Source organism: Brevibacillus sp. Leaf182 (assembly GCF_001423865.2).
Classification (GTDB): Bacteria; Bacillota; Bacilli; order Brevibacillales; family Brevibacillaceae; genus Brevibacillus; species Brevibacillus brevis_C.
Window position 1 is genome coordinate 189,384 of the sequence record NZ_LMPN02000036.1, and the last position, 16,953, is coordinate 206,336.

A 16,953-nucleotide genomic window follows, 5' to 3' on the forward strand; every position below is an offset into this window, starting at 1 on the left:
GCGGAGGAGGTAGAAATCATGACGTTTTCTCAAGCTTTTGCTAATTTCGTAGTCAATCATTCCTATGAACAGCTTTCACAGCAAGCCATCCATTTGACTAAGTTGTCCCTCTTGGATTGGTTAGGTTCTACATTGGCGGGTGGCAAGGAGAAGCCTGCCCTTCTTTTATCGCATACATTGGGCCAATTTGGCGGAAATCAGCAAGCGACAGATTTGGTCACCCGACAAAAAACATCTGCTCATTACGCCGCGATGATCAATGGTGGGGCGTCACATATATTGGAAGTGGATGATGTCCATAAAGCTTCTATTTTACATGCTGGCGCCTCTATTATCCCCGCTGCATTCGCGGTTGCCGAGTGGAAACAATCATCCGGTAAACAATTGATAGAAGCCATCGCCCTCGGATTTGAAGTTGGCATTCGGATTGGGGAAGCGGTAACTCCTTCGCATTATGAAATCTTTCATACGACAGGCACTGTAGGAACATTTGGAGCGGCGATTGCGGCCGGGAAACTGCTTGGCTTAACCGTCGAGGAGATGACCCATGCCCTCGGCTCTGCTGGAACACAAGCGGCGGGCTTATGGGAGTTCATTGAGGATGGGGCGATGAGCAAGCAATTACATCCTGCCAAAGCTGCGTCGAATGGAGTGTTGTCTGCTGTACTTGCAAAGGAGCAATTTACAGCTGCAAGCCGAATCTTGGAAGGGCGTCGGGGATTTTTTGCGGGAATGGTCAAGGAAGTGAATCAGGAACTGCTTTTTGACAATTTGGGAGACCATTACAAAATCGTGGAAAATACCTTCAAGATTCATTCATGCTGTCGACATATTCATCCGGCCCTGGATTGCCTGCAAGCAATTGTGGCAGAAACAGGGGCAAAAACCGAAGAAATCCGGCAAATTATCGTAGAAACGTACCAAGTGGCCCTGAACATAACCAATAAGCCAGATCCACGGAGTGTTTTTGAATCCAAATTCAGTTTGCCTTACAGTTGTGCCCTTATGGCAACCAAGGGAAGGGCCGGATTGGATGAATTTACGGTAGAAAACCTCTTTGATCCGCAAATTCGGCAGCTTTCCAATCAAGTCGTATTGCGGGTCGATCCATTCATTGATCGTCTCTATCCCGCGCAGTGGCCAGCACGAGTGACTGTTCACTATGCGGACTGCACTGCCGTTACGAAAGAAACCTTTTATCCCAAAGGAGATCCGGAAAACCCGGCGAGTGAACAGGAACTGATGGAAAAATTCCTGACGCTCGCCCAAAAAAGTATTCCCTTGGAAGCGGCGCAACATTTGGCCAATCAGGTCGGGGAGCTAGAAGTGGTCGAACAGGTATCATTCCTGATCGAGACGTCACTGCAAAACGTGTGAACAAAGGAGGACTTCATCTTGCGTACGAGAATAACCGATTTGCTTGGTATTGAATACCCGATCATTTGTGGTGGAATGTTCCGGATTGGCCGTGCGCCGTTGGCCGGGGCTGTTTCTGAAGCTGGAGGTCTTGGGATCATCACATCGGCAACTTTTGAAAAACCAGAAGATTTACGCAAAGAAATTCGGCTGGCACGGGAAATAACCAAAAAACCGATCGCAGTTAACATCAATCTTTTTCCGAGTGTAAGAAAAATGCCAAACGAGGAGTACATCGCGATCCTCTTGGAGGAAGATGTCCGTATCGTAGAGACTTCTGGAAGAAGCCCGGAACCATACATGAAGGTGCTAAAGGACAATCACGTGAAGGTCATTCACAAAGTAGCAGGAGCCAAGTACGCAAAGACCGCAGAACGAGTGGGTTGTGACGCTGTGACGATTATTGGGTCAGAGGCGGGCGGACATCCCGGCATGGATGATATCGGAAGCATCGTTCTTGTTCCCCAAACGGTTGATGCTGTTCAAATTCCAGTGATTGCAGGTGGTGGCATCGCAGACGGACGCGGCCTGGCAGCCATGCTGGCGATGGGCGCCGAAGGAATCGTGATGGGAACCCGTTTTATGGCAACAAAAGAGTCGATCATTCACACGCATGTAAAGCAATGGATGACAAATGCTACGGAGTCCGATACAGCTTTAATTCAAAAATCGATTGGCTCACAATCACGCGTTGCGAAAAATGCTGTCGCCATCGAAGTATTGGAGGCCGAATCAAGGGGAGCTACATTGGAGGAACTCTTGCCACTTATTACGGGATCAAGAGCCGTACGTGTATACAACGATGGTGATGTCGATGGAGGAATCTGGTCATGCGGTCAATCTGTCGGATTGGTTCGTGATATTCCAACTGTGCAAGAACTCATACAGCAAATGGTAAGTCAGGCCAAAACAGCAGCGGACAAAATGGGGATGTGCTTACACCCATTGGATGGAAAAAAGGTTTGATGGCAAAGCGCGAATAATGCAGCATCGACAAGGAAAAATTACTCGAGACTGTAATTTTACTACTGTAGCAAAACCTCAAGTAAATGGGAGGAATCACTTTTGACAGCTCAGAATAGCGTCCTAATGAATCCGAAAGATGTCGCGCTTTTGTTAATCGACCACCAAAGCGGCTTGTTCCAAACCGTACAGGATATGGATGTGCCTACCCTACGCAAAAATGTGATCGCTTTGGCTAAAGTTGCCAAGTTGGCAAACATTCCTACTATCACAACGGATTCAGTTCCAAGCGGTCCCAATGGCCCGTTGATTCCGGAAATCAGTGAGATTTTACCAAACAACGTCTATGTACCGCGCAACGGAGAAATCAACGCGTGGGACAATCCTAATTTCGTAAAAGCCGTCGAAGCAACCGGGAAGAAAACATTGATTATTGCAGGTACTCTCACCAGCGTATGCATGGCTTTCCCGACATTGTCTGCATTGGCTGCGGGTTACAAAGTCTATAATGTTGTTGACGCATCCGGAAACTGGAGCAAAATGGCGACAGACATCACACTTGCCCGTGTCGTGCAAGCAGGGGCCATTCCAATCGATACAGCAGCAGTCCTCTCCGAGCTACAACAAACCTGGAATCGTCCAGATGCCAATGAATATGCCGAAGTTTTTGCCCACCTGTTCCCTAATTATCGTTTGCTCATCGAAAGTTATCAACGAGCGTATAGTGAAGCCCAGAAAGCGTCAGGAACGGAAAAAGGCGGCGTGTAAAACCATAGAGGTGTTATAAGTAATAGAAGGATGGCCTGACGTCATACAAGACGAAGGGTCATTTTTTATTTGACTGCGCTTTGTTATTAATATTCTCTATTTTCGGAATTATATATTGTCGTTTTTTCATCTGCCGCTTATAATTCTACTAGTGCATGAACTTCATATCCTTATTTTTTTGAAGTATATACTTCGAAATCCGAACTGAAATTGCTTTCCTTTTTGTAAGGAATGAACCTAAGGAGGCATGACATGAAGATGAATGAGTGGGAAGCGTCGTTTGAAGCGTACGTCCAAAGGCTGATGGATGATTTTCAAGTTCCCGGTGCGATCATTGCTGTAGCCAAAGACGGAGAACTCACTTATGAAAAAGCGTTTGGTTATCGGGACCGCGAAAAGCAAGCTCCCATCGATCTGAATACGGTATTTGGCATCGGATCGATTACGAAGTCGTTTACATGTATGGCGATCCTGCAGCTTCAGGAAGAAGGAAGGCTTTCCGTGCATGATCCGGTTATCACCTATTTGCCTGAGTTTCGCACACCGAATGAAACCCAAACGAAGAGCATCACCATTCATCATTTCATGACACATACCCTCGGATTTCCACCGCTTCCATCTCTCATTCCTGCCATGCTACCTAGCTTACAAGCCGATCCGACAGCAGAAGAATTACTTCAACATTTTGAAGCGCAATGTAAACACCCAATCGATACCTTTGAAGAACTCATGGCATATATAGAGAAGCTGCCCTTTGAATTGTTGGGACCTGCTGGAACGGAATTCAGCTATTCGAACGAAGCTTTTGGCTTGCTTGGGGCAATTATTGAGCGTGTCAGCGGCAAAACATACGAAGCTTATGTCCAAGAGCATATTTTACAGCCACTCGGCATGGAACGAACAGTTTTTCATGTGGAGGAATTAGGGGAGGACGACAATACTACCATGCTATACACACGTCGCATGAACGATGGCGTTCGAGAAGTAGTACGTGCCCCCGGCTGGTGGGATGCTCCCGCCATGCGTGCAGCAGGCTTCCTCAAATCATCCGCACGTGACATGCTTCGGTATGCAGATGTTTATCGGACAGGCGGGCTTTCAAATGGAGCGAGAATCTTCTCGGGAGATAGCGCCTCACAAATGACTGCCCCCCATGTCCGTATTGACTTGAGCCGCAGCTATGGTTACGGACTCGGCGTGTTTCCATTTTCCGAAGATTACACCTTACTTACCCATACTGGCGGCTTAAAAGGGATGACCGCGCAAATGTTCATCATTCCAGAGGCGGGAGTAACTGGCGTTCTTTTGACCAACATGGATGATGCCCCCATTTCCAATCTGACATTAGGACTGTTGAACAGCATGTTCGGTCGCCCGCTCGAGACGCAGTTCGCCACGTTTTCCGAATGTGAAGTGCCGCTTGCTTATTTGCAGCAATGCCCCGGTACATATAAATCCGGAGAAGGTGACGTCGTAGAGATTACATTCGATGAAGCACAAAGACAGCTCGTACTCGTTCTAGGCAGTGATGTGTTCCCACTGCGTTCTGTTGGCGAAGATACGTTTCTGTTCACGCGCCACAACATCGATTCACTCATCCGCTTTGTTCGCCATCCAGACGGTGAGATCAAGCGCTTGGCGTTTGGTTCGCGCCAAATGCCGAAAGTAATCTAAGCAAAGATAGGGAGGCTATTGCTCATGAAGGTGTTTATTTCGTTGGACATGGAAGGGATCTCTGGACTAAGCGAATGGGAGGATGTTATCCCCGGCCGCAGACATTACGAAGCGGGGAGAAGACTGCTGACCCAAGACGTAAATGCAGCGATTGAGGGTGCACTAGAAGCAGGAGCTACCCAAATTATCGTCAATGAGTCGCATGGACCGATGAATAATATCATTTTGGAAGAATTGAATCCACAGGCAGATGTCATCCGCGGTTTTTTCAAGCCTCTTTGTATGATGCAGGGGATCGACAGTAGCTGCGATGCCGCATTTTTCATCGGTTATCATGGAAAAGCGGGAACAGGAGAGGCGGTACTCAATCATACGTTGTCTGGTCTCGCTATCCATCGGCTTATCTTAAATGGCAAAGAGGTGGGCGAAGCAGGTTTAAATGCAGCAATCGCGGGAGCCTTTGGTGTCCCTGTCGTACTCGTTACCGGAGACTCCCAGACGGCTAAAGAGGTGGAAGAAGATATCCCTGGGGTCTTTACGGTCGCCGTGAAAACCGGGATAACTGGACTCTCGTCGCAAGCGATGCATCCGGTTCGTGTGAGAGAGCTGATCCGTCAGCAAGCAAAAGAAGCGTTGCTCCATCGTAGTACCGTTAAACCGCTTGAGCAAAGAGCAGAGAATACGATAGAAGTCGAGTTTACGAAATCACAATTTGCCACAGCAGTAAGCTGGATGCCAGGAGTTGAACTCATCGAAGGACGAACGGTACGCTTCCATTCGCCTGATGTTGTTAGTATGATGCCCGTCTTGCAAGCGATGCTGTTGATAACCGGGCAAGTGAATCAGATGATTATGGGGTAAGTAAACCAAAATGCAGCTCCTCATCACGAGGATCGCTGCATTTTTTCATTTCAGTTCAGGGGCTTATGACTTTTTAAATACGCAAGGGCATTATATATCATTTCGGCTGCCTCTTCACGAGTGATGGTCTTTTGCGGATGCAGCTTGTTTTCCTTATCCAATTCGATAATATCTCTTGCAAGGGCTCGTTGAATGGAACCTTGGTAATCCACGGTGAGTTCATGATTATCTTGGATTTCTACCGGTACGAGTTTGATCATGGGCAGGTTACCCTTGGCCTCCATGACTCTCATTAGCTGGTGAATGAACTGCTCTTTGGTCCATACTGCATTCGGATCGAGATCAGCAGGTAAGTCCAATCCGTTCGCTGCCGCTATGATCAGACTCTCTGCATACCAAGCATCGTTATCTGCTTTGGAAAAAAAATCTGTGGCTTGTGGAGCCTTTACAAAACGGATCGTTGCCAGACTCAAATCAAAGGCATTTACAATCAGTTGAATACCTTGAGCAGCCGTTATCGTTTCGTTCGGTGCAAATTTGCTATCATCTACGCCTTTTATCACACCTTGTTGCTGTAAGGAAAGAATTTTATCTTTCGCTCCCGACTGGGCAAGATCTGTAAAAGGAGTCGTTGCAGCAAAGCTTGGTTGAGCGAATGACACAGTTAAAAAAGCAAGGATGGAGAGAGACATCATATTTTGTCTGACATTCATGGTAGCCACCTCGTCTATTTTTGAAGTTTCACTCCATTTGACGAGGAACAGTTGACAACGTTTCAGCTTTTTTTCACACTCTATCGGATTACAAAGAGCCGATTTATAGGTTTGCCGCACAGTGCCATTATGCAAGAGCCCACTTCATTCGTGACGGTGAGCGAATCAGGCCGTTCGTTTTTAGGAGATAGGAAAAAGCTGCTGAAGCACTCAGCAGCTAACCAAGAAGATGATTAAATCACACGTCTTCCAAGCTCAAATCGTTTTTCCCAGGAAGTCCCTTCAAATTTGGTTGTCGTGACTCCCGGCTTACCGTACGTATGCAGCAGCTTATTGTCTCCAGCGTAGATGGCAACATGCGTAATGCGAGAAGACGAGCTGCCGTAGCTGCGGAAGAACACAAGATCTCCTTTTTGCAGTTGATCCTTCGAGACTTTTTTACCGACTTTGGACTGTTGACGTGAGTCTCGCGGCAGACTTATTCCGACCTCTTTAAACACCCGCTGTGTAAAGGAAGAGCAATCAAATGTACGCGTTGTTTTTTTGCTCGAACCGAACTTATAGGGTACGCCTTTATAGTTCAAGCCTTTTGAAATGACCTGATCGGCAATGTCGGAAGAGGGGGCTGAAGTAATCTTAGCCCTATTATCTTTCTCAGTGCCAGGATCAGAAATGGTTGAAGATGAATCTGTTCCATTTTGGTCAGTTGTGCTTTCCTCATTGGCTGTCAGGTCGTTATTCGTACCATCTTGCACCATTTGAGAAAATTGCTGAAATTCTGCTTGTTCATTGCTCTGATCTTCAACGGATGTTTCGATGCTTTGTTGCAGGTTCTGCTCATTCTTATGTTTTTTCTGCTGTTTATCCAGTTTATGTGTAGTTGTGGAGGTGAGACTTGTCTCTGAAGCCGCGTAGGCTTGTCCGTTCATGAGAAGAGAAGTTCCCATTAGAATAGCTACGACCGTAGTAGTTGTACCTTTCCAGTTTCGCTTTGTCATGATGTTCCTCCTTCTGAATCGTTGATCTTGTTGTGTGTTTCTCATCCACGCTCTTATCGTACAGAACAAAACTAAGATTCCCGGTAGAATTTCATGAGAGTTTCCTGAGAAAACTGTTGGTAAGATATTCAAACGGGAGATGATATACATGCCTACGCCAGATGGAAAAGGCTATTTGCTGCTCGTGGAAGATGAGCATAACTTGGCAAGATACTTACAGTTGGAGTTAGAGAATGAAGGATTTTCGACGGATATTGAATACGACGGGCTTTCCGGATTGGAAAAGGCACTAACGGTTGAGTACGACCTCATCCTGCTGGATGTCATGCTGCCCGAATTATCGGGGATTGAATTATGCCGACGCATTCGGGAAACCAAAGATGTCCCCATTGTCATGATCACGGCTCGTGGAGAGGTTCCGGATATCGTGACGGGATTAGACAGTGGAGCCAATGACTACCTGGCGAAGCCGTTTGCCATCGAGGAGTTATTTGCCCGGATTCGGGCCTTATTGCGTCAGCGGGAATCAAAAGCGAATCAGGAGATAGTGATTGGCCGATTGCGTATCCAGCCAAACGCGCGGCGCGTGTTCCTCGATGAAGAGGAAATCATGTTAACACCACGCGAATTTGATTTGCTTTATTATCTGGTTCAAAACAAGGAGCAAGCGGTCTCGCGAGAGCAAATTCTCACAGCCGTTTGGGGTTTTGACTTTATGGGAAATACCAACATCGTGGATGTGTATATCCGGTATTTGCGGAACAAAATTGAAAGTGATCCATCCGTCAAACTGATTCATACTGTGCGAGGAATTGGATATACACTACGAGATTAAAAGGAGAACGCAGTGCTTACACATCGCAGACACTCACTCAAATGGAGACTTACGCTGTTTTTTAGCTCTGGCATGCTGGTCCTGCTTCTCTTTTTGTCCATTTTTATTTTTTTCAGCACCTCGAATCTCGTCCATCAACATGAGCAAAAATTACTCAATCAGAAAGCAACGGCCATCGCAGCCGATTTAAAAACGGAAATCACCGAGGAAGCATCGCTGACCATTAACTATTTGACTCGTTTGTTAACCAATTACGCTGACGTCAATCAATCCATAAACATTAGCGACCAAAACGGCAAGGAAATCGCTTCGATACAGGGCGCCAATTGGACAAAAGAGCCGGAAGACTACTATGAGAGAACTTTGGTGGCTAAAGAACCTGTGCAGCTACCGTTCACATCCGAGCTTTTGTTTGTGCAGATTTCTACGACGACAGAGGCGCTTGAATGGTATTTTTCCATCTTGCTCACGATTCTTTTTCTCTCTTCCTTTTTTACCTTGCTACTTTCCGCGATTGGGGGCTATTGGTTGAGTAACTGGGGACTTAAGCCTCTCGATCATCTTATCCAGCAAATCCATTCCATTTTCCCTCAACGTCTCTCCCAACGAATTCACCATCATCACGTAGAGACTGAAATCTACGAGCTGATCCATGCCTTTAATCTGTTGTTAGACCGTATGGAAGAAGCAATGGTCTATCAGCAGCGATTTGTCACAGATGCATCACACGAGTTGCGTACACCACTCTCGATTATTGAAGGGTATGTAAGTCTTCTGCAAAGATGGGGGCAGCACAGGCCTGAAGTAAGGGATGAAGCACTCTCTGCGGTTCAGCAGGAGTGTAAACGACTTTTCAAACTCATTGATGACCTGCTATCGCTAGCTAAATTGCAGCATACGTCACAACCAGGCTCAACGAAAGTCGTTCAGCCATTAACCCCTCTGCTCCTTGAAGTAAAGCAAGCATGGGTGCCCATTTTTCCTCCACAAATCAAGCTACTTTTTGAATGGGAAGAAGCTCTTGTCCTTTTGATGGATCGAGAGCGGATTCGACAGTTATTGGACATCCTTTTGGACAATGCACGGAAATACACAGATGAAGGACAAGTGAAGGTCCGAGCATATGGGGATGAAGAGGCCGTGCACATTGTGGTAGAGGATACAGGGATCGGTATTCAAGCCAAAGAGATTCCCCACCTTTTTAAGCGATTTTATCGTGTGGACAAATCCCGTACTCGAAAAAGGGGAGGAAGCGGGATCGGTCTGGCCATCGCCCAAGCGATTGTCGCAGATCACGAAGGAAGCATCTCTATTGCTCCATCCTCGGAAAGAGGCTTGGTTGTGCATGTTTTGTTGAAAAAAGCGGAGCTAAGCTAACTCCATAGATGATAAAAGGCGGTTGACAGACCTTGTCAGCCACTTTTTTTGTGAAAATATCTGATATCGTGCATAAAACAATCGGTTACAAACAAAAACGTTCGATTATGAAACGGTTCTTTCTCGAGAATGGTGCTCTGTTCTACATGATAAATATTGGCATGTCATTTGCAAATAACAAATGAGTATATAGATAATGCGAAATTCGATAACAGAAGCAGGACAGGAGATGGGAAGCAGTGCGCATATTAAAAGGTTTGAAAATTTTAGATTTTTCAACTTTATTGCCAGGTCCTTTTGCTTCCATGATGCTTGCGGATATGGGTGCAGAAGTATTGCGGGTAGAAGCTCCGTCCCGACCTGATCTCCTCAGAGTCTCTCCACCTTTTGACGGTGATCAATCGGCAGTTCACAGTTACATCAATCGTTCCAAAAGATCAATTGCCCTAGACTTGAAAAAACAAGATTCGGTGGAAATCATCAAGCGGCTGGTAAAAGAATATGACATCGTATTAGAGCAATTTCGTCCAGGTGTCATGGAACGACTGGGCCTAGGCTATGAAGCACTTAAGGAAGCAAACCCACGGTTGATTTACTGTTCGTTGACGGGCTTTGGTCAAACAGGTCCGCTGCGGGATCGTCCCGGGCATGACAATAACTACTTAGCCATCTCTGGGGTGGCGGATTACTCCCGTCGAAAAGGGGCTGGACCAGTGCCAATGGGCATACAGATCGCAGATGTCGCAGGTGGTTCGTTTCATACCGTCATCGGGATATTGGCTGCTGCCCTCCATCGTGAAACAACAGGGGAAGGTCAATTTATCGACGTAAGTATGACAGATGCAGCATTTGCGCTTAATGCCATCTATGGCCCTGGTTATCTTGCATGTGAAATCGAGCCAGCTCCTGAGGCCACGCTGCTGAATGGTGGAACTTTTTATGATTATTATCAAACCAAAGACGGTCGGTATTTTTCGGTGGGAAGTATTGAGCCCCCGTTTAGAAAGCTGCTTTGTGAAGCAATCGGACATCCTGAGATGATCGAAATCGGGCTAAGTGAACAACCAGAGGATATCGCTAGGTTTAAAGAGATAGTCCGAAAAGCCTTCCTCAGCAAAACGTACGCAGAGTGGCTCGATGTATTTGAGGATCTTCATGCGTGTGTTGAACCCGTTTTGAAATTTTCTGAAGCATGTGCCCACCCGCATATACAGGCTCGTGAGATGGTAGTGGAAGTCCCAAAGCCCGATGGGAGCACACAGAAGCAAATCGCCTTTCCCATTAAATTCTCATCGGGAAAACCATTGTATAAGAGTATTGGCAGCAAATTCGGGGAAAACACGGTTGATGTCCTTCTAAAGTTGAAGTTTAGTCAGCAGCAAATTGATGAATGGAGAGAGAAAGGCCTGTTTGGGCAGAGTAGAGCTGGCTATGACTGCTGATATTGTGATCGCTGCGGAGAGCTCACACCTGTCAAATAAATTTGCTAGAGGAGGAAACAAAGCATGAATCATTCGGCTAAAGTAATTGGTGTTAGTATGGTGAAGTTTACGAAGCCTGGACAACAACCGCCTTATGAATTAATGGCGGCCGACGCGATACGAGGGGCCCTTGAAGATGCGGGGATTGATTACAATGTGATTGAACAAGCTTATGCCAGCTATGTTTATGGGGATAGCACTTGCGGGCAAGCGGCGTTGTATCAAGTAGGAATGTCAGGAATCCCAGTAATCAACGTGAATAATAACTGCTCGTCGGGATCAACAGCTCTTTACATGGCTCGTCAGGCCGTTGAATCTGGTGCAGTGGATTGTGCGTTGGCATTTGGATTTGAAGAAATGCAGAAAGGGGCGTTGGGGAATATTTGGAATGACCGAACTGGTCCACTCGATAGATTCCTCCAACAATTGAATCAGTATTATCCTGAGCTGCCTGAAGCGCCAATGGCCTTGAAATTATTTGGGGCTGGAGGAAAGGCTTATCTAGAACGATATGGAGCAAATCCTGACATTTTCGCCCGTGTTGCAGTGAAAACCAGGAAGCATGCTATTCACAATCCTTATTCACTTTTCCAAAGCCCACTGACAGTAGAAGAAGTAATGGATGCTCCCGTAATCTTTCCCTCTATGACACGCTTAATGGCTTGTCCACCAACCTGCGGAGCGGCTGCCGCCGTCGTTTGCAGTCCTGCATTTGCCAGAAAACATGGAGTAACCAATAGCGTTGAAATCGTCGCTCAGGCTATGACCACAGACCGAGCTGACAGTTACGATGACCCTATAAAAATGATCGGAGCAGGAATGACGCAGCGAGCGGCGCAACTGGTATTTGAGAGAGCTGGAATTGGACCGGAGAATGTTGATGTTGTAGAGTTGCACGATTGCTTTACGCCAAATGAAGTCATCACCTATGAAGGGCTAGGACTTTGCAAAGAAGGCGAAGCAGAGAAGTTTATCCATGATGGTGAAAATACGTATGGCGGGAAGTATGTGGTCAATCCTTCCGGTGGTCTAATGTCAAAAGGCCACCCGCTCGGAGCAACAGGCTTGGCACAATGTACTGAATTGGTATGGCATTTAAGAGGGCAGGCAGGAAAACGGCAGGTTGAAGGGGCAAGGGTTGCCCTGCAGCATAACCTTGGGCTAGGCGGTGCTTGTGTCGTAACTTTATATCGAAAAGAGTAAGGAGCGGCTAGTAACAAGAAGTAGCGATATGGAGGGGGTGCATCAAAGTGGCAGTGATTCATACAAAATTTTATGATGGCGTTTTTGAAATTGAATTAAATCGCCCTGACAACCTCAATGCATTGAACTATGAGCTCATCATACACTTATCAGAAGCGGTGAACGAGGCAAAACGCAATCCGGCTATCCGATCCGTTATCCTGTATGGAAAAGGCAAAGGATTTTGTGCAGGCGGAGACTTGAAGGATATTGGAGTGGAAACGACCGATCCAATAGCCCTAAGAGATTTCATGCAAAAGGGTCATGAAGCTATTTTAGGTCTTTATCGCATGGAGAAACCTGTGATTGCTGCCGTACATGGCCCTGCTGTTGGAGCTGGCTGCAACCTCGCCTTTGCTTGTGATTTAATAATCGCAGAGGATAATGCAGTTTTTTCGGAAATATTCGCAAAAGTAGGTGCACTGCCTGATTTTGGAGGATTGTATTTCCTCCCGAAAAAGGTAGGCATGCACAGAGCGGCTGAATTTATTTTTACTGGGAAAAAAATGAGTGCGCATACTGCCTTCGAATATGGATTCATTAACGAGGTTGTAGGAAACAATGAGGCACTTTTAAAGGGAAGAGAACTCGCAAAATCATTGGCAAACGGCCCAACGAAAGCATTAGGAATGGCAAAACGCATTATGCATCAAGCCGCTCATCTGTCTTTAGAGGATGTGTTAGAGCTGGAAGCATACGGGCAATCAATCATCTTTCAAACAAAAGATTTTTCAGAAGGAAGAAAGGCTTTTGCAGAGAAGCGTGAAGCAAGATTTCTAGGATGCTGAACCCTCTAAATATCGTGAGAGCAAAATGAAGAACTTGGAGATGATCTGATGAATGTATTGAGTTGTCTCGCACAGAATGCTCGTAGACATCCCCATAAATTGGCATTAATTTATGAGGATCGCACCTATACGTATGCGCAATTTAATCAAACCGTCAATCGCTTGGCACATGGCTTGTCGCGTTTAGGTATAAAAAAAGGCGAGAAAGTGGCATTGATGCTAAAAAACTCGGATTATTTCGTCATCTGCTTTTTTGCGGCAGCCAAAATTGGAGCGGTATTGGTTCCGATAAACTTTCGCCTTGTTGCCGGGGAAGTCCGGTATATACTCGAGCAATCTGATAGCGTACTGATCATTTGTGAGGAAGAACTCGATGAGTTGATCGAAGAAGCAAGGCAGGGGGTCTCTGCGATCCGGAATGTCATCACGGTGGAACACCCAAAAGTGACGGGACATGTATCTATCCATGATGTATTTTCCGAGCTGGAGTATGAGCCGGAAGTAAAGATAAACAACGCTGATGATTTACAGATTATGTATACCTCAGGCACAACAGGCCGACCCAAGGGAGCTTTGTTTGACCATCAACGAATACAAAATGTCACGATAGCCATGCTTGGGACGTTGGGCCATAATGCCCAGGATCGCTTCCTTCATGTTGCTCCTCTATTCCACGCTGCCCAGTTGAATATATGCTTGATTCCCGCTTTTTTTGTAGGAGCAACGAATGTTATACATCGGGAATTCCACCCGCTTGAGGTCTTGAAAGCAATTGAAAAGCATCGAATTACTTTCTTCTTCTCCGTTCCAACCATGTACAATTACTTGCTACAAGTTCCAGATGGACAAACCTACGATTTGTCATCGATCCGACGTTGCGGCTATGGAGCAGCTCCGATGGCGGCTGAGCTCGTAAAAAAGAGCATGGAATTATTCCAAACCGACCAGTTCTATAATTTATGCGGCTTGACAGAGGGAGGACCAAGCGGAATTATTTTGTGGCCGGAAGAACATCGGACGAAAATAGGAGCATCTGGGAAAACGCCACTATTATTAACGGAGGCTAGAGTCGTTACTCCCGATGGAAACGAAACAGTACCTGGAGAGGTAGGGGAACTTATACTCCGAGGCGAGACGATCATGAAGGAATATTATAAAAAGCCGGTTGAAACGGCAGAAACCTTACGGAACGGATGGCTACATACCGGAGACTTGGCGGTAAAGGATTCTGACGGTTATGTCACTTTGGTTGATCGAAGCAAAGATATGATTATTTCTGGGGGAGAAAATGTCTACTCTGTTGAAGTAGAAAATGTTTTGTATGCGTTTCCAAAAATCCTGGAGGCAGCAGTCATCGGTACACCAAATTCTACGTGGGGAGAAACTGTTACGGCAGTGATTGTTCCAAAACCAGGGGAAAGAATCCATACTGAAGAACTTCAAACGTTTTGCCGCGAGCATCTAGCAGGTTATAAGATTCCGCGGGATGTGTATGTTGTTAACGAATTACCACGAAATGCATCAGGAAAACTGCAAAAATTTAAACTGCGTGAACAATATATCGTCAAAAACGAAAGACTCCACTAGCCAGCTATTTTCGATTAAACAGTCTGTCATCAGGCAGGCTGTTTTCTTGTCTGACCAAATATTCCTCATTATAATGAGGAAAAGATAGAGTCTAGTAAGGGAGGAGCTGAATTCATTTGCTGAAAATAAAAGATATCATTACTCCTATCGATCAATGTCTTTCCCCAGAGAATACGTTATCAGAAGCTGTTGAGCTGATGAAGAGATTGAGAATTCAAACAATCCCTGTTACGGATGCTACCGGTCTTTTAGTAGGAGTATTTTCAAAATCCTCTCTCTACTCGATGGTCTTGCAAGAAAAGCCATTAGAAACTCCGATCGGCGCTTATATGAAACGAGATGTCGTAACGATCCATGAAAATACAACCTATGAGGAAATCGTACGATTGACAAAGAATTCAGATGTTGGCACAGGTATCATTGTCAATTCGCAACTGCAAGTGGTCGGGTTGATTACGAAATCTCACTTCGTATCGACCTTACTTCAAGCCACGGTATCCTTAAAAGACCAGCTCGAAGACATTATTGATACGACGAAGCTTGGGGCTTTAATGACGGATGAAAACAGACAAATCATTTTCGTGAATCGAAAATTTTGTGAAATGATCGGCTACAAGGAATCCGAAATTTTATATCGTGATTTGGAAGATGTGATCCCGAATTTCCAACTGACTGAATTGCAAAAGACAGATCACTCCAGAATGAAAATCGGAATCTATCATGCTGTCGCCAATTTGTCCAAGTATCGAACTATTAATGGGCATACAGGGTTTATTGTGCTGTTGCAGGATATTTCCGATGTGGAGAAAATGGCGCAAGAGCTGCAAACCGTTTTGAAATGGAAGACGATCCTGCAAACTGTCATCAACTCTACCTATGACGGCCTCTTGATGATCAATGAGTCAAAAATGATTACATTTATTAGCCCTTCCTTGTTAGAGCTTTTCGAACGAAGCGAAGGCAACATTCTTCATAATCATGTAGATGACGTCCTTCCCGAATTGGGTTTATCCAAAACGATCAAGACAGGAATATCAGATATTAGTGAAATGAAAGAAGTAAAAGGCATTCGATATGCGGTTCACCGTATCCCGATAGTCCAGGACAATGAAGTGATCGGCGCCATCGGTAAAATCGTGTTTCGGAGCTTAAACGAAATGAAAGAATTATCCCGCCAATTTGAGTTGAGTCAAACGAAAATGGAGCAAAAAGATCATAAAAATATGGAAAATGCTCAGTATTCTTTCGAGCAGATCGTCACTTCAGACAAGCAAATGGAGAAAATCATCCAGAGTGCGACCAAAGCAGCCAAAGGACAATCAACCATATTAATTCGAGGAGAAAGTGGAACTGGAAAAGAGCTCTTCGCTCATGCGATTCATCAAGCAAGTAACAGGAAAGATCGCCCTTTCGTCACAGTAAACTGTGCAGCGATTCCCGAGCATTTGTTGGAGTCTGAATTTTTTGGCTATGAAGAAGGAGCTTTTACCGGCGCCAATCGCAAGGGGAAAGCAGGGAAATTCGACATGGCAAACGGGGGCACCATCTTTCTCGATGAAGTAGGAGATATGTCCTTTCCGTTGCAGGCAAAATTGCTTCGTGTATTGCAAGGCAAGGAATTTTTTCGAGTGGGAGGAACGGAACGCATTCAAGTAGATGTTCGAATTATTGCAGCCACACACAGGCATTTGGAGGATATGGTACGAAATGGGGAGTTCAGGGAAGATCTGTATTATCGCATCAATGTATTTTCGATTCAAATTCCCCCACTGAGAAACAGAAAAGGTGACATCTTGTTATTAAGTGAAAACTTTCTATTTGAATTGAATCGAATAAACGGGACGGCTGTTACCGGCATATCTCCAGAAACCCAACAAGTCATGCTTCAACATAACTGGCCTGGGAACATTCGAGAACTGCGAAATGTATTGGAACGTTCCATGATTTTTGCTGAGCACGGAAAAATCGAAAAGGATGACCTGCCGGAATACTTGTTGTTAGCGACGGTTTCCGATTCAACCGACAGGTCTAGCGACAGATCTTTATTGGAGAAGGCCGAAGAATCTGCAATCCAGGAGGCGCTGCAAAAAACAGGGGGGAACAAAACGAGAGCAGCGCAATTATTGGGAATTAGCCGCTCCATCCTTTATGACAAATTGAGAAAGTATGAAATAAAATTTCGTATATAGAACCTCTCTTTATCGAAGAGTTCCTGGCAAAGGGACTCTTTTTTCATGAGCGTTAAGTGTA

The 16,953-nt window shown here is 45.6% G+C and carries 14 protein-coding genes; 12 read left to right on the forward strand and 2 right to left on the reverse strand.

What is annotated here, in order from left to right; translation table 11 throughout:
- Nucleotides 1-18: 18 nt before the first annotated feature.
- From ASG16_RS27225 to ASG16_RS27245, 5 genes are all read left to right on the forward strand, one after another.
- On the forward strand, nucleotides 19-1,377 hold the full coding sequence (locus tag ASG16_RS27225) for an MmgE/PrpD family protein (RefSeq protein WP_056494146.1): 1,359 nt from the start codon (nucleotides 19-21) through the stop codon (nucleotides 1,375-1,377).
- 18 nt (nucleotides 1,378-1,395) lie between these two features.
- Entirely contained in the window at nucleotides 1,396-2,382 is a 987-nt protein-coding gene (locus tag ASG16_RS27230; RefSeq protein WP_056494143.1) for an NAD(P)H-dependent flavin oxidoreductase, read from the forward strand.
- Between the two features lie 99 nt (nucleotides 2,383-2,481).
- Entirely contained in the window at nucleotides 2,482-3,147 is a 666-nt protein-coding gene (locus ASG16_RS27235) for a hydrolase (protein ID WP_198674282.1), read from the forward strand.
- A gap of 252 nt (nucleotides 3,148-3,399) precedes the next feature.
- Nucleotides 3,400-4,821, forward strand: coding sequence for a serine hydrolase domain-containing protein (locus ASG16_RS27240; RefSeq protein ID WP_056494139.1), 1,422 nt, complete (start codon nucleotides 3,400-3,402; stop codon nucleotides 4,819-4,821).
- 24 nt (nucleotides 4,822-4,845) lie between these two features.
- Nucleotides 4,846-5,682 (forward strand): M55 family metallopeptidase, encoded by an 837-nt coding sequence (locus tag ASG16_RS27245; protein WP_056494137.1) that lies wholly within the window; start codon nucleotides 4,846-4,848, stop codon nucleotides 5,680-5,682.
- A gap of 50 nt (nucleotides 5,683-5,732) precedes the next feature.
- Here the strand turns inward: ASG16_RS27245 and ASG16_RS27250 are convergent, their stop codons facing one another.
- Both ASG16_RS27250 and ASG16_RS27255 read right to left on the reverse strand, forming a co-directional pair.
- Nucleotides 5,733-6,395, reverse strand: a complete 663-nt coding sequence (locus ASG16_RS27250; RefSeq protein WP_056494134.1) for an S-layer homology domain-containing protein — start codon at nucleotides 6,393-6,395, stop codon at nucleotides 5,733-5,735.
- Nucleotides 6,396-6,628: 233 nt separating this feature from the next.
- A complete protein-coding gene (locus ASG16_RS27255; RefSeq protein ID WP_056494129.1) occupies nucleotides 6,629-7,393 on the reverse strand; it encodes a C40 family peptidase in 765 nt (254 codons plus the stop codon).
- Nucleotides 7,394-7,541: 148 nt separating this feature from the next.
- Here ASG16_RS27255 and ASG16_RS27260 point away from each other — a divergent pair, with 148 nt between their 5' ends.
- The 7 genes from ASG16_RS27260 (at nucleotide 7,542) to ASG16_RS27290 (ending at nucleotide 16,892) form a co-directional block, all read left to right on the forward strand.
- Nucleotides 7,542-8,228 carry a response regulator transcription factor gene (locus ASG16_RS27260; protein WP_056494127.1) on the forward strand — a complete coding sequence of 229 codons (687 nt, stop codon included), beginning with the start codon at nucleotides 7,542-7,544 and terminating at the stop codon, nucleotides 8,226-8,228.
- Nucleotides 8,229-8,240: 12 nt separating this feature from the next.
- The gene (locus ASG16_RS27265; protein ID WP_056494124.1) at nucleotides 8,241-9,605 is read left to right on the forward strand and encodes a sensor histidine kinase; all 1,365 of its coding nucleotides are present in this window, start codon (nucleotides 8,241-8,243) and stop codon (nucleotides 9,603-9,605) included.
- Nucleotides 9,606-9,844: 239 nt separating this feature from the next.
- Nucleotides 9,845-11,047, forward strand: coding sequence for a CaiB/BaiF CoA transferase family protein (locus ASG16_RS27270; RefSeq protein WP_056494122.1), 1,203 nt, complete (start codon nucleotides 9,845-9,847; stop codon nucleotides 11,045-11,047).
- A gap of 63 nt (nucleotides 11,048-11,110) precedes the next feature.
- Nucleotides 11,111-12,289, forward strand: a complete 1,179-nt coding sequence (locus ASG16_RS27275; protein ID WP_056494120.1) for a lipid-transfer protein — start codon at nucleotides 11,111-11,113, stop codon at nucleotides 12,287-12,289.
- A 47-nt stretch (nucleotides 12,290-12,336) separates the two neighbouring features.
- Complete coding sequence (locus ASG16_RS27280; protein WP_056494118.1) at nucleotides 12,337-13,116, forward strand: enoyl-CoA hydratase/isomerase family protein; 780 nt, start codon at nucleotides 12,337-12,339, stop codon at nucleotides 13,114-13,116.
- A gap of 48 nt (nucleotides 13,117-13,164) precedes the next feature.
- Entirely contained in the window at nucleotides 13,165-14,703 is a 1,539-nt protein-coding gene (locus ASG16_RS27285) for a class I adenylate-forming enzyme family protein (RefSeq protein WP_056494116.1), read from the forward strand.
- 116 nt (nucleotides 14,704-14,819) lie between these two features.
- Nucleotides 14,820-16,892, forward strand: coding sequence for a sigma-54-dependent Fis family transcriptional regulator (locus tag ASG16_RS27290; protein ID WP_056494111.1), 2,073 nt, complete (start codon nucleotides 14,820-14,822; stop codon nucleotides 16,890-16,892).
- The last annotated feature ends 61 nt before the right edge of the window (nucleotides 16,893-16,953 follow it).